Annotated in this window: 16 protein-coding genes; 13 read left to right on the forward strand and 3 right to left on the reverse strand. The window is 35.2% G+C overall.

What is annotated here, in order from left to right:
• The first annotated feature begins 263 nt into the window (after positions 1-263).
• The 5 genes from OZD61_RS03240 (at position 264) to OZD61_RS03255 (ending at position 2,507) form a co-directional block, all read left to right on the forward strand.
• Positions 264-1,430, forward strand: coding sequence for an aspartate kinase (locus tag OZD61_RS03240; RefSeq protein ID WP_274979826.1), 1,167 nt, complete (start codon positions 264-266; stop codon positions 1,428-1,430).
• A gap of 91 nt (positions 1,431-1,521) precedes the next feature.
• A complete protein-coding gene (locus OZD61_RS03245; RefSeq protein WP_274979827.1) occupies positions 1,522-1,716 on the forward strand; it encodes a transposase in 195 nt (64 codons plus the stop codon).
• Positions 1,717-1,749: 33 nt separating this feature from the next.
• On the forward strand, positions 1,750-1,878 hold the full coding sequence (locus tag OZD61_RS03250) for a hypothetical protein (RefSeq protein WP_255317429.1): 129 nt from the start codon (positions 1,750-1,752) through the stop codon (positions 1,876-1,878).
• A gap of 17 nt (positions 1,879-1,895) precedes the next feature.
• On the forward strand, positions 1,896-2,132 hold the full coding sequence (locus OZD61_RS05800; protein WP_410543727.1) for a hypothetical protein: 237 nt from the start codon (positions 1,896-1,898) through the stop codon (positions 2,130-2,132).
• Positions 2,133-2,294: 162 nt separating this feature from the next.
• Positions 2,295-2,507 (forward strand): hypothetical protein, encoded by a 213-nt coding sequence (locus OZD61_RS03255; RefSeq protein ID WP_274979837.1) that lies wholly within the window; start codon positions 2,295-2,297, stop codon positions 2,505-2,507.
• Positions 2,508-2,661: 154 nt separating this feature from the next.
• Here the strand turns inward: OZD61_RS03255 and OZD61_RS03260 are convergent, their stop codons facing one another.
• Positions 2,662-4,578 (reverse strand): ATP-dependent helicase, encoded by a 1,917-nt coding sequence (locus OZD61_RS03260; protein ID WP_274979828.1) that lies wholly within the window; start codon positions 4,576-4,578, stop codon positions 2,662-2,664.
• A 108-nt stretch (positions 4,579-4,686) separates the two neighbouring features.
• A complete protein-coding gene (locus tag OZD61_RS03265) occupies positions 4,687-5,112 on the reverse strand; it encodes a WD_0964 family protein (RefSeq protein WP_274979829.1) in 426 nt (141 codons plus the stop codon).
• 225 nt (positions 5,113-5,337) lie between these two features.
• Between OZD61_RS03265 and OZD61_RS03270 the strand changes: the two genes are divergently transcribed.
• From OZD61_RS03270 to ccmE, 8 genes are read left to right on the forward strand one after another with little or no spacing between them, the layout of a single operon-like run.
• A complete protein-coding gene (locus OZD61_RS03270) occupies positions 5,338-5,925 on the forward strand; it encodes an NADH-quinone oxidoreductase subunit J (protein WP_274979830.1) in 588 nt (195 codons plus the stop codon).
• Entirely contained in the window at positions 5,916-6,224 is a 309-nt protein-coding gene (nuoK, locus tag OZD61_RS03275) for an NADH-quinone oxidoreductase subunit NuoK (RefSeq protein ID WP_019236815.1), read from the forward strand. The genes OZD61_RS03270 and nuoK overlap by 10 nt, the downstream gene beginning before the upstream one ends.
• Before the next feature lie 4 nt (positions 6,225-6,228).
• A complete protein-coding gene (gene nuoL, locus OZD61_RS03280) occupies positions 6,229-8,085 on the forward strand; it encodes an NADH-quinone oxidoreductase subunit L (RefSeq protein WP_274979831.1) in 1,857 nt (618 codons plus the stop codon).
• A 3-nt stretch (positions 8,086-8,088) separates the two neighbouring features.
• Positions 8,089-9,531, forward strand: coding sequence for a complex I subunit 4 family protein (locus OZD61_RS03285; protein WP_274979833.1), 1,443 nt, complete (start codon positions 8,089-8,091; stop codon positions 9,529-9,531).
• The gene (locus tag OZD61_RS03290) at positions 9,528-10,913 is read left to right on the forward strand and encodes an NADH-quinone oxidoreductase subunit N (RefSeq protein ID WP_274979834.1); all 1,386 of its coding nucleotides are present in this window, start codon (positions 9,528-9,530) and stop codon (positions 10,911-10,913) included. Before OZD61_RS03285 ends, OZD61_RS03290 begins: the two co-directional genes overlap by 4 nt.
• Positions 10,914-10,917: 4 nt before the next feature.
• A complete protein-coding gene (locus OZD61_RS03295; protein WP_274979835.1) occupies positions 10,918-11,961 on the forward strand; it encodes a biotin--[acetyl-CoA-carboxylase] ligase in 1,044 nt (347 codons plus the stop codon).
• Complete coding sequence (locus OZD61_RS05880; protein ID WP_006012903.1) at positions 11,958-12,095, forward strand: CcmD-like small membrane protein; 138 nt, start codon at positions 11,958-11,960, stop codon at positions 12,093-12,095. Before OZD61_RS03295 ends, OZD61_RS05880 begins: the two co-directional genes overlap by 4 nt.
• On the forward strand, positions 12,079-12,480 hold the full coding sequence (gene ccmE / locus OZD61_RS03300; protein WP_012673317.1) for a cytochrome c maturation protein CcmE: 402 nt from the start codon (positions 12,079-12,081) through the stop codon (positions 12,478-12,480). Before OZD61_RS05880 ends, ccmE begins: the two co-directional genes overlap by 17 nt.
• A 62-nt stretch (positions 12,481-12,542) precedes the next feature.
• Here ccmE and OZD61_RS03305 read toward each other — a convergent pair whose 3' ends face one another.
• Positions 12,543-12,875 (reverse strand): hypothetical protein, encoded by a 333-nt coding sequence (locus OZD61_RS03305; RefSeq protein WP_274979836.1) that lies wholly within the window; start codon positions 12,873-12,875, stop codon positions 12,543-12,545.
• Positions 12,876-13,116: the final 241 nt, after the last annotated feature.

Here is a 13,116-nt window from a genome sequence, read left to right on the forward strand (position 1 = left end):
AAATGGCTATTTTATAATGAATTTTGTCAGTAGCCACCAGATTTTTTCAGTTGCTATGCAACAAAGCCATCCCAGTGTCTAGGCACTGGGATGACACCATTTGCTGTGCAATTTACCTTCAAAAATGAATGTTCGTACAGCTATGGAATGAATCGTGGTATGACGCGTTAGCTATCGCTTTGTTCTCCCTTTTCTAAATGGCTTGCAAGCTGCTATCTCTACAAAAACTATATTTTTCTTCAGAAGAGAGTTATATTGTAACTATGGACAAAATAATCATAAAAAAATTTGGTGGGACTTCGCTAACTGATTTAAACCGAGTTGCAAATTTGATAAAAAACGATATTGAGAAAGGTTGTAATGTAATCGTTGTTGTATCTGCTGTTGCAGGATTTACTGACCAAATGGTTTTTCAGGCTAGGCAAATCTCAAATTTAAGTTATAGACAAGAGTTATCAGAGTATGACGTTATGCTTTCAGCAGGAGAACAAATCTCTTGCGGTCTATTAGCTATCACTCTCCAATCGATCGGAGTTAATGCTAAATCGTGGCTTGCCTGGCAGTTACCAATTGTAACTGATGATTTTTATTCTGAGTCTAAAATAAAAACAATAAAGATTGAACGTGTGAAAAGATCTTTTGCTGAGGGTTATACTGCTGCGATCATTGCTGGTTTTCAGGGTATAAATGATGATAGAATCACTACTTTTGGAAGAGGAGGCTCTGATATATCAGCAGTTGCCTTCGCGGTAGCCTTTGGTGTTAGAACTTGCGAAATTTTTACTGATATTGATGGAATATATACAGCAGACCCGAAAATTGTTCCAAAGGCACGCAAGCTCAAATTTATCTCTTACGATGAAATGTTGGAAATGTCGTCATCTGGTGCTAAAATACTGCATAATCGTTCAGTACAACTTGCAATGAAACATAACATTAAAGTGCAAGTGCTATCCACTTTTAAGGAAGTAGAAGGCACCACAGTACTACACAAAAGGGATGTACTAGAGAGATACTTAATTACTGGAATAACTTATAGCACTAATGAAGCTCTTGTAACTTTCACTAACCTTGCAAATAACTTGCGTACTTTAAGAGATATAGCAGGAGCAAACGTTAAAATTGATATGATACATGTGTCAAGTTTTGTTATCTCCAAATTTGATATTGATTTAATGAAAAAGTTACTGAATAAGAATGAAAATTATGCTATAAACGATAATGTAGCTAAAATTTCAATAATTGGTATTGGTGTTATGTCTAACACTGAAGTGATGCACCGCACACTCAAGGTTTTAAGCGAAAAAAAGATAGAAATACTTGCTATCACAACATCTGAAATCAAAATCGGTATAATTGTTCAAAAAGAATACGTTGTAGCTTTGGTCAAAGATTTACATACTGAGTATGAGCTTGATATGCAGCACTAGGATAGGCTTGACGTCCAGTTGTCTAAGAGTATGTCTTGAAAAGGAATGAGGAAAAAAATATGATAGTGTAAGTAAAAAATAGGAGGGAAAATTGTATCCAAGTGATAAGGAATGGGAAATTTTGGAGCCACATGTTGCACAAGGAAAGATAGGGAGGCCAAGAAAGCACAATATCAGAACAATTATTAATGCAATAAGGTATATAATGAGAGGTGGTTGTCAATGGAGAATGCTGCCGAAAGATTTTCCTCCATGGAAGACGGTGTGTGACTATTTTCTTAGGTGACGTAGTAATGGCAAATTGGAAAAAATACATAATATGCTAGTAAAAGAGGTAAGAAAAATGTTTGGTAAAAATGAAACACCTTCAGTAGGAATAATTGACAGTCAATCAGTAAAAACCACTCAAAAAGGGGATCCAGAGGATATGATGCTGAAAAAAAAATAAAGGGTAGAAAACGTCATATTGTTGTAGATACAGTGGGCTTAATTATTGCGGCTGATGTTCATAGTGCAAGTGTTCAAGATCGTGATGGTGCTCTAAGTCTTTTCACTCAAGCTAAATACAAGGCTCCAACTTTACGTAAGTTTTTTGCTGATCAAGGATACATAGCAAAACCGCTGTTTATTGGAGACAGGATACGATTACCAAGAAAGCTGTTGATGTTACAGGATTTTTCGACAATCTGGACCACAATTTAGCACTGCAGGCTATCAAGAAGCACACAGACTGCAAATGGGCCATACTGTATGTTGAAAGGTGGATGAAATCCCCTATTCAGCAAGCAGATGGCAGTAAGGTAGTTAGGGAAAAAAGGAGTTCCGCAAGGAGGTTCAATAAGCCCAATCATTTCAAACATATTTATACACCATGCATTTGATATATGGATGAAACAAAATCACCCAACAGTACCATTTGAAAGATATGTGGATGATGCGGTAGTGCACTGCAGAACTAAAAAACAGGCAGAATTTATGCGAGCAGCAATCGAAGAAAGATTGGCACAATGTAAGCTAAAATTGCAACCTGATACCAATGCCATTCCAAAACTCCATCATTATACTGCCTTAGTATAACCTTCTCACTTCTATTGTCTATTTGTTTGTTATGTAATAGAAATTGGTATGAGATTGAAGAATTAAGTGTGAACGGTTACAGAATTTTTGCCAGGAGAAACATATAGTTGAAGTAATTCAGATTTGTAAGATATGTTTATCTGCAATTATAGCTTCAACAGTAGGCAATGTTGCTTTTAATTACCTCAACATTTTCTCTTGGCAATTCTTTAATGAACCGAGAAGTGCGCGTCGGTTGCCACTGGTTGTTAATTTCCCTCCTATCTGCACATGAAATGATTAACCTTTCCTTTGCCCTGGTTATGCCAACATATGCAAGTCTTCTTTCTTCTTCTAAAGCTTTACCACTTTTGTCATCAAAAGATCTTTGATGAGGAAATAATCCCTCTTCCCAACCAGGTAGAAACACGCACGGGAATTCAAGTCCTTTGGCTGCATGAAGAGTCATAACATATACGGTGTCATCGTTATTCATATTATCCACTTCCATCACCAGACTTATATGCTCCAAGAAAGTTGTGGCATTATCGAAATTTTTTAAAGATGAGATGAGCTCTTTAACATTTTCTATTCGTGCTAAGCCTGTTACCTCCTCATTTTCAAGCATTTCAATATATCCTGATTGGTTTGCTACGATTTTAACGAATTCATGCAGTGGTTTTACGCTTACTATTTCTTCCCAAGCTTTAATTTTATTTAAAAAATCGTTGAGTGAGAGTTTAATTCTTTCGGTTACCTGATTACTATTAACTAATATTTTTGCTGCCTCAAAAAAAGAAATTTTGTTATCCTGAGCAGTCGTGTATATTTTCTTTAGAGTTGTAGCTCCTATGCTTCTTTTTGGCCGATTTACTATCCTTTCGAAAGCTAAGTCATCGTTATTGTTTGTAACAAGTCTTAAATATGCAATTATATCCCTGACTTCCTGACGTTCGTAGAATTTTACGCCACTTATAATCTTGTAGGGAATTGAATATTTTATAAAATACTCTTCGAGAACTCTAGTTTGAAAAGTGGCCCTTACCAGCACTGCAATGTCACTAAATCTGTATTTATTGAGTTTCAATATCTGTTCGCTTATGAACCTTGCTTCAGCTTTCCCATCCCATAATTTTATTAGATTTACCTTTTCCCCTTCAATGTTTGTTGTCCACAATTTTTTTTCTAAGCGAGTCTTATTGTGATTGATAACATATGACGCAGTTGCAAGTATGTGGGATGTTGACCTGTAGTTACACTCTAGTTTAACAGTTTTTGCATTTTTAAAATCGTCAGAAAACTTCAAAATATTTTCAACTTCTGCACCACGCCAACTGTATATTGATTGATCGTCATCTCCTACACAGCAAATATTTGAGTGCTCTTTTGCAAGGTATTTTAGCCAAAGATATTGTATTGCATTTGTATCTTGATATTCATCTACCATGACATATTTAAACTTGTTTTGGTAATAGGACAGAACTTCGGCCTTTTGATTAAAGAGTTGTATGTTATATAGCAACAAGTCACCAAAATCGACAGAATTAAGGAATTTCAACCTTTCCTGATACTGGTGATAGACTTTGAGTGCAGTTACGTACACTGGCCTAAATGATTGAATATCTTCCACTTCAGATGGCAATAAGCACTTCTCTTTCCATTGCTGAATAATATTCATAATGGTCTTACATTTTTCTGATAGGTAATCAGGATTTATTTCATTGATAATATTTTTTATTACCTGTAATTGGTCATCCACACCAATGATTGTAAAATTGGGGTTTAAGCCCACAATTTCTGCGTGCAGGCGCAAGATTTTTGCTGCAATTGCATGGAAAGTGCCAAGCCATGGTATGTTTGTGCCCGTTAGCTCAAGTACCCTTGATACCATCTCATTTGCTGCTTTATTTGTGAATGTAACTGCTAATATCTCATCAGAATAAGCGTGACCGTTTCTAATTATGTGTGCTATTCTTGAAGTAATCGCTCTTGTTTTTCCCGTCCCGGCTCCTGCCAGTATCAAAACTGGTCCATCTATGTTAGTTACGGCTGATTGTTGTTCTGGATTTAGCAGTGAGAGATAATCGTTCATCGTAGCCCTATAGATTATAACTTCGTAAAGTTAAACCTATGATTGAAATATTGTAAAGGTTTTATTGAATAGAACAGTTAAAGAATGCTTCACTCAAGTACTACATATTTAAACGTAGATCTGTCTTGTTGGGGTAGTTTCAAGTGTATGCTGAGTAACAACAACTTGATTTAAGTCATTGGCACCAGTTGTTGGGTGGATAGGTGGAGTTCGGAATGGCTTATATGTACGATCTGGTTCCTCCACTCCTATTTCTTCAACAAGGGGTTTTTCTTTTGGGGTATAGTGATTATGCGTTGCAGGTCGTTCAGTGAGATTTTCATATGTTTCTTTCAACCAAGTTCCGATATCATACATAAATCCATACGCTTTTTCTTTAAATCCTCTCAATGATCTACCTAAACTGGCTGGTGTGTTATTAAAGTAAATTGTCACATAATCTCTTGTAGTGTACTGATAACTTTCTCTATTTAATTTACCACTTTGTGTATTACAAGTGTTATTACTTTGAAAATAACCAAATATGTTGTACATTTTAAGCCGCCATTAATTACTAACATACATATATTATACGTTAATAAATTAAAGTTGTCAAGAACAAGTTTAAGTGTTTATTGCATTACTGAGAAAATGCTCTATATAGCAATTTAAAATGGAGCTGGAGCTTTGCAGTACAATGTTTTCAAACGTTTAATATAATATTGACTTTACAACAATAGTTACTTTAGATTAGTAACTATTGTTGCAGTTAAGGTATCGATGCCTTTTTTCTTTTATTTTTTTGCAATTCTAAGCATTTTATCTGCTGTATGCGTAATTAGTGTAAGAAGTCCTGTGCATGCAGTATTATTTTTAATTTTCACCTTCGTTAACTCTGCAGTGCTTTTCATTCTCCTTGGAGCTGAATTCATTGCTATGATGGTGCTGATAGTATACATCGGTGCGGTTGCGGTGTTGTTTCTCTTTGTAGTTATGATGCTCGATGTTGACTACATAAGGTTGCGCCAGGGTTTTGCAAAGCATTTCACTCTTGGTGCTATGTTGTGTATTGTGTTTTTTTTGATTATCAGCTTTGTAATCCGCAGCTCAGCACCAAATATAAGCGATGTTATAAACTATAATACCAATAACGTGAAAGCTATCGGTAATTTGCTCTACACTGACTACATGTACGCTTTTCATCTCTCTGGTATTCTGCTGCTTGTTGCAATTGTTGGTGCAATTGCTCTTACTTTGCAAGACAAGAAAAAAGGAGTTAAAAAACAGAATGTATTAAAGCAATTGACACAATCTTCATCTGTAAAATTGATTAAGGCTAAATTTGGAAAAGGAGTAGAATGGAAATAGGATTAAATCACTTTTTGATAGTTGCTGCTATTTTGTTCACTATTGGGGTGTGCGGTATTTTCATCAACCGTAAGAGCATAATCAACATACTGTTATCAATAGAAATATTATTGCTGGCAATTAATATCAATCTAGTTGCTTTTTCTGCCTTTATGAATGATATAGTTGGGCAAATTTTTGTGATGTTTGTGTTGACTGTTGCGGCAGCAGAGTCAGGAGTTGGGCTTGCAATATTGGTTGTATATTATAGAAGCCGTGGCAATATAGACGTTGAACAAGCAAATTTAATGAAAGAATGAAAGTATGACGTATATACTGAAATTAATAGTATTTTTGCCACTTTTTGGTTCGCTGTTTGCAGCACTTTTTAGAAAAGATGTTTTTGGTCAGTTAGTTACAACGGCAGGGATTGGAATATCTGCAGTTTTATCTTGGTATGTTTTTCTTACCTTCTCTGAAAACTATCATTTAGTTTTATTTCCTCTATTTTCATTAAGTGCATTAAAAGTAAATTGGGCAATTAGTGTGGATGCTCTCTCATCCTTAATGCTGATTGTTATTACCACTGTTTCACTGGTAGTACATCTCTACTCTGTCGGTTATATGGAGCATGATAAGGGGAAGTCGAGGTTTTTTTCTTACCTATCGCTGTTTACGTTTTGCATGATTGTGCTGGTTGTAAGCGATAATTTCGTGCAGCTTTTTTTTGGCTGGGAAGGGGTTGGCCTATGTTCTTATTTACTCATAGGATTTTGGTTTCAAAAATATTCTGCAAATAATGCAGCAATTGAAGCATTTGTTGTGAATAGGGTAGGAGACTTTGCACTATTGATTGGAATCTTTCTTATTTATTATACATTTCACTCTTTGAATTTTACTGAAGTTTTTGACACAACTGATCTTCTTGGCACGCAGAACATTAGGGCATTCTGCTGTGAATTCAAAGTAACTCATATAATATGCATATTACTTTTTATTGGCTGTATGGGTAAATCTGCACAGCTTGGTTTACATGTTTGGTTGCCAGATGCAATGGAAGGGCCAACTCCTGTTTCTGCACTTATTCACGCAGCAACGATGGTAACAGCAGGTATATTTTTAGTAGCAAAGTGTTCTCCATTGTTTGAGTTATCAAATGTGGCACGAGAATTAATAGTTATCGTTGGAGCACTCACTGCTTTTTTTGCAGCCACCGTTGCAATTACTCAGAACGATATAAAGAAAATAATTGCTTATTCAACCTGCAGTCAACTTGGTTATATGTTCATGGCATGTGGGCTTTCTGCTTACAATGTTGCTATTTTTCATTTAATGACACACGCTTTTTTTAAAGCTCTACTATTTCTTGGTGCTGGCAATGTGATTCATGCAATGCATCATGAGCAAAACATTCAGAAAATGGGAAATTGCTGGAAGAAAATCCCTTGCACTTACGCTCTCATGTGGATTGGATCTCTTGCGCTTTCTGGGATATTCCCATTTGCAGGTTTTTATTCAAAGGATTTGATAATTGAACATGCTTATAGCACGGATAGCTTTGCTTTTGTAATAAGCTTAGTTGTTGCATTCTTCACAGCGTTTTACTCTTGGAGGTTATTGCTTCTTGTGTTCCACAGCCAAAAACAAAGTAAAATTAATATACATGAGGCACCAAAGATTATGCTTATACCATTACTGATACTCGCTTTTGGATCAGTATTTTCTGGAATATGGGGAGCAAATATTTTGAACATAACTAGTAATGCGTTTTGGAAATCAAGTTTAGTGATGATTGATGAGCATGGAGTTCATAATTTCTTTATAAAACTACTGCCAACCTTAGCAAGCCTAAGTGGAATAGCACTTGCGTACCTAATTTACCAATATCAAGTAATTAGGCAAATTAAGAGTAAATTTTTACTTAAGTTTTTGCAGAATAAATGGTACTTTGATGAGGTGTATGAGTTTGTTATAATTGCACCGATAAGGTTTATATCTAGGCTTCTATGGAAGTTTGATGTTAAGGCTATTGATTCATTTGGACCAAATGGTGTTGTAAGGTTGGTTAATGGATGTTCAAAAAGTTCTATAAAGTTACAAACTGGTTATATATTTGATTATGCATTTATTATGTTTGTTACTCTAATAATCGGTACTTTATGTATTATTGGAATTAAATAGAAGGTGTTATTACTTAGTATATTCTTGCTTCCACTGATAGGAGCGTTGATTTTATCCTTAATCAGGATTAATCATCAATCTATACACTTAAGATTCCTTGCCCTATTTTTTGCTGTACTTCCATTTTTGCTTAGCATTGTAGCTTGTATAGAATTTGATTATAACAATGCGGACTTTCAGTTTGTCAGCTACCCAATTAGAAATGTTGGAATAGGGATAGATGGTATATCGTTGCTTTTCCTTCTGCTTACAACTTTCTTGTTTGTAATTTGTATACTCTACAACTGCAAAATGAGTTATACGACCCTAAAAGCCTATATGGCATTGTTTCTACTGCTTGAGAGTTTTGTAGTCGGTTTTTTCGTTTCACTGAATGCTATAAGCTTTTATGTGCTTTTTGAAGCTGTTTTAATACCAATGTTCTTTATTATTGGCATCTGGGGAGGAAAACACAGGGTATATGCAACGTTTAAGTTGTTTCTTTATACATTAACTGGCTCATTATTATTTCTACTTGGATTGGTTTACATCTATAACATTTTTGGAACGTTTAATATACAAAAATTAGCTACATTAGTGCCAAGCCTTGATCTTGAAGTGCAGTCATTGCTGTGGATTGCATTTTTTATTTCTTTTGCAATAAAAGTACCTATGTTTCCATTTCACACTTGGCTTCCTGATGCGCATGTGCAATCACCAACTTCTGGATCTGTTATTTTAGCTGGCTTGCTCATTAAAATGGGGGGATATGGATTTTTAAGGTTTTCTATTCCAATGCTTCCTCAGGCAAGTTTGTATTTTTCAAATTTCGTTGTTGTGCTGAGCATTATTGCGGTGATATATGCTTCGCTAGTTGCGTTTGCTCAAGATGATATAAAGAAGTTAATAGCTTATTCTTCAATAGCACATATGGGGATCGTTACTGCTGGCCTCTTTTCATTTTGTGAGGAAGGAGTACTGGGTAGCATATTTCAAATGATTAGTCATGGCCTTATTTCTGCTGCTTTATTTTTGTGTGTTGGAATGCTATATACTCGAACTGGAACTTTGGAGATTGCAAAGTATTTTGGCATAGTAAACACAATGCCAAAATTTGGTTTTATGTTCATTTTATTTTCAATGGCTTCAATAGGGCTACCTGGAACATCTGGGTTCGCAGGTGAGTTTTTGGCTATGGTTGGAATGTTTAAGAGCATAGGGTTTTTTACAGGATTTATCGCACTTGGCACTATTTTAAGCGCAGTTTATATGCTGAATTTATGTAAGCAAATAATATGGGGGGTTAGCTATTCTAAATTATTAAATAACCGCTTGGATAGCATAGAATTTTCTGTCTTAATTCTGCTTGCAGTGTTTGTTATTTTGCTTGGATTCTATCCAACCCTTGCACTGAATTATTTGAAGCCATGTATGGCAAATTTGTTAGTCAAATATAATGCGCTATGAATTATATACAGATATTGCCGGAAACGTTCTCTATTATCTCCTCGTTCGTGTTGCTGCTGCTTGGGATTATATTTAACCGCCGAACTATCAACTTATTAGCACTTGGCTGCACAGTGGTAACTTTGATTATTTTAATTCTTTTGGCAGAAAACAATGAAATTTTTCTCTTTAATTCGTTGTTAAAACTCAATTTATATATCAGGTCAGCCCAAGGGTTAATTCTCAGCGCAGGAATTTTAATACTTTTGATGCTGAATTTATCAAAATATGACTATAAATATGAATTTTCAATACTGATTCTTTTTGCGCTATTTGGCATGATAACTTTGGTTTCAGCAAATAGTCTGATCTCTTTTTATTTAGCTTTTGAGTTGATGAGTATATCTTTGTATGTTCTTGCGAGCTTTAATAAAGATTCAGCTTATTCATGTGAAGCAGGAGTGAAATATTTTACACTTAGTGCACTATCTTCCTGCATTATGCTATATGGAATGTCGCTGCTTTATGGATATACAGGACAAGTCAATTTCTCTGAGCTCAGTTCATTCTTGCAAAACCATCAGATAACTTATGGAATAGTTTTTGGGTTAGTCTTTGTCCTAATTGGTTTGTGTTTCAAGCTTGCTATTGTTCCTTTTCATATGTGGGCTCCAGATGTCTATCAAGGTGCACCTACCATAGTAACTGCGTTTTTTTCTACAGCTCCAAAAGCTGCACTTGTAACATTTTTAATTCGATTGATGAATGAAGAGTTAGTAAATGTAAAAAGTTATGTTCAGCCTATTTTCTTATACGTTTCAGCATTGTCTGTGCTTATCTCAGCTTTTGGGGCCTTACGTCAGCAAAACTTAAAAAGGCTGCTTGCTTACAGTTCAATTGGTCACATTGGTTTTATATTTGCTTCACTTTCTATTTTTACACAAGCAGGAACAGATAGTGCCTTAATGTATCTGGTGATATATATCATCACAAGCATAGGGCTATTCTCATATCTCGTACAAATTGACGATGACGATTGTGATATTGCAAATTTATCTGGTATAGGGAAGAAACGCCCAATTGTAGCATTTCATCTTTCTGTGCTGTTACTCTCAATGTCGGGAATACCTCCACTTGCTGGGTTTTTCGCTAAACTTTTTATATTCAAAAGTTTAATAAATTCTGGCTTTATCAGCCTGTCCTTGATCCTTGTAATAGCGAGTGTGATATCATGCTACTATTATTTAAATATCATGAAAGTTATGTATTTTGATAAAGCTGGTGGCAATAAGGTTGCTTATTCTAAGGGTCTATTCATTATCACTTCAGTGGCTTCACTGATCAACCTCGTTCTTTTCTTGTATGTAGAAGATCTTTACTCACTCATTGAACTAAAGGGCTGACAAGGTGATCCCTGAGGGCTTTCATATTCATCATTACAAAGAAGTTTCAAGCACTAATAAAGAAGCGTTGGATTTAATTGATAAAGGAATATCAAATGAAACCGTTATTATTGCCGATAAACAAATAGAAGGCAGGGGGCGCACCGGAAAAAGTTGGGTTTCTCCAGAGGGTAATTTTTATGCGAGTTTGGTGATAAACCTCTTTAACGATTATCTGAATGAAAGCCAGCTTTCGGTGTCATTCCAGCGCGTGACGCTGGAATCTAGAAAAAAAGAAGAATGGTCAAGCACACAACTGTACAAACGTTGTGGTATTCCCACCAAGGATGATGTCATCCCAGTGCCCAGACACTGGGATCCAGAAAACTTAATTACAAATGGGCACATCAGGCAACTGTGTAATAAGAACTGGATTCCAGTGTCACGCACTGGAATGACACCACATACCACCTGCAAATTGCAACGTTCGCATAGTTATGTGTCAAACACTGGGGAAAATACTGGGATGACAGAAAGAGGTTTAATGAATCAAGTTAGCAAATTAACAGAATTGACTTTTGTGACTGCTCTTGTTGTAGGGAATACTTTACTGTCATTTATGGATGATAGTAACATTCAATATAAATGGCCAAATGATGTCCTAGTTGATAGTAAAAAAATCAGTGGAATATTGCTTGAAAAAAGATCCAATTCGAATTGGCTTATTGTAGGAATTGGAATTAATGTCAATCATGCACCACTTCCAGGAACAATGTGTATTAGCAATTACGGTGAATCTGTGTCTAACATAGATCTATTAGAGAAATTAATAATAAATTTTAATAAGCTAAGAAAGCAATGGCTGTTTGATGGGTTTTATGCTATAAGAAAAATGTGGCTCACAAGAGCATTCAAGATGAACGAGCAAATCAGTGTAAAGTTAGCTGGCAAATTGTATGAAGGAATTTTTGCTGATGTAGATGAAAGTGGTAAATTGGTGTTGCAGCAAAAGGATGAAAGCTTAATTTATTTTGATGCAGGTGAGTTATTTATTAACGATATATTATGAACACGTATGTGATTTTTGCTTACCTTATTAGTCTTACATTGATTACCGGAGAACTGATTCTTACCATTTCTTGCTATATTAAAAGTAAAAAAATTCTAGAAAGCCTGAAAGATAATAATGAAGAAGAAACATAAGCGATTACTTATAACTTCAGGAATTTTCTGCTTTTTAAGCTGCATAGTCTTTTTTATTTTAACAACGCTCAAAGAAAACATCTCATTTTTCTATACAGTAAGTGAGGCAATAGTTTTACAAAATAGTCAAAAACTAATCCGTGTTGGTGGAATGGTTGTTGAAAATAGCGTGATACGGAGCGAAAGTGAAGTAATTTTTCAAATGACAGATTTTAACAAAAGCGTTGTGGTAAAATATCAAGGGATACTTCCACCAATGTTTTCAGAAAAAAGTGGTGTTGTTGTGCAAGGTAAAATGTTTGATAATAGTACTTTTCTTGCAGATACAGTGTTTGCAAAACATGATGAGAACTATATGCCGAAAGTTTTAAAACAGATTCCCTAATTCAGCTGTATTGAAACGATATGTAGAGAGAGTAACAGCCCACTGGGCTATTACTTTTTTTCTTATATGAATTCAGGAGCATCCATTGGTGGCGATTCTAGCGAAGATTTTAAATCGTTAATTTCTTTTATTAGCTCGTCAAGCTTACTCCCTTCTTCTGTTAGCATGTCATTTAATTGACTGATAGAGTTGCTATTGTTATGCAATACATCATCGAATTCAGGAACGAATTTCGTGTTCAGCTCTGCGATTAATTTATCTAAAGCTTTGTGGACATAACCAAGCTGCGCTGGATTTCGCGCAACTGTTTCATCATAACCTTTAGGTTTGGTGTTAACTTCTATTTTGCTTATTACTTTAAGTTCGTTTTTGCTTTCTTGTTTACTATTATTCATGCTAACTCCTATAAAAAATTATAATTTCAAAATCAACTCAGCTATATTGAAATGATATGTGGAAAGGGTAACAGCCTGATATCAGGCTATTACCTTTTTTATTAAAGCAATCCGTTCTCTTCACCAGTAATATGGAGTAATGGAGGAGCTTCTCCAATATCTGGAATCGAATTCCTAAGAACCTGTTAAGGATCTCGAAAATATGAGGTAAGATAAGCATAGTTAAGAAAGAGGTATATCT

The organism is Wolbachia endosymbiont of Drosophila bocki (assembly GCF_028982005.1).
GTDB classification, from domain to species: domain Bacteria; phylum Pseudomonadota; class Alphaproteobacteria; order Rickettsiales; family Anaplasmataceae; genus Wolbachia; species Wolbachia pipientis.

What these genes read in the sequence shown, in the direction of transcription:
- OZD61_RS03240 (WP_274979826.1), top strand. Translation starts at nt 264, where the DNA reads ATGGACAAAATAATCATAAAAAAATTTGGTGGGACTTCGCTAACTGAT.
- OZD61_RS03250 (WP_255317429.1), top strand. Translation starts at nt 1,750, where the DNA reads ATGCTAGTAAAAGAGGTAAGAAAAATGTTTGGTAAAAATGAAACACCT.
- OZD61_RS03260 (WP_274979828.1), bottom strand. Translation starts at nt 4,578, where the DNA reads ATGAACGATTATCTCTCACTGCTAAATCCAGAACAACAATCAGCCGTA.
- OZD61_RS03265 (WP_274979829.1), bottom strand. Translation starts at nt 5,112, where the DNA reads ATGTACAACATATTTGGTTATTTTCAAAGTAATAACACTTGTAATACA.
- OZD61_RS03270 (WP_274979830.1), top strand. Translation starts at nt 5,338, where the DNA reads ATGCCTTTTTTCTTTTATTTTTTTGCAATTCTAAGCATTTTATCTGCT.
- nuoK (WP_019236815.1), top strand. Translation starts at nt 5,916, where the DNA reads ATGGAAATAGGATTAAATCACTTTTTGATAGTTGCTGCTATTTTGTTC.
- nuoL (WP_274979831.1), top strand. Translation starts at nt 6,229, where the DNA reads ATGACGTATATACTGAAATTAATAGTATTTTTGCCACTTTTTGGTTCG.
- OZD61_RS03290 (WP_274979834.1), top strand. Translation starts at nt 9,528, where the DNA reads ATGAATTATATACAGATATTGCCGGAAACGTTCTCTATTATCTCCTCG.
- OZD61_RS05880 (WP_006012903.1), top strand. Translation starts at nt 11,958, where the DNA reads ATGAACACGTATGTGATTTTTGCTTACCTTATTAGTCTTACATTGATT.
- ccmE (WP_012673317.1), top strand. Translation starts at nt 12,079, where the DNA reads ATGAAGAAGAAACATAAGCGATTACTTATAACTTCAGGAATTTTCTGC.
- OZD61_RS03305 (WP_274979836.1), bottom strand. Translation starts at nt 12,875, where the DNA reads ATGAATAATAGTAAACAAGAAAGCAAAAACGAACTTAAAGTAATAAGC.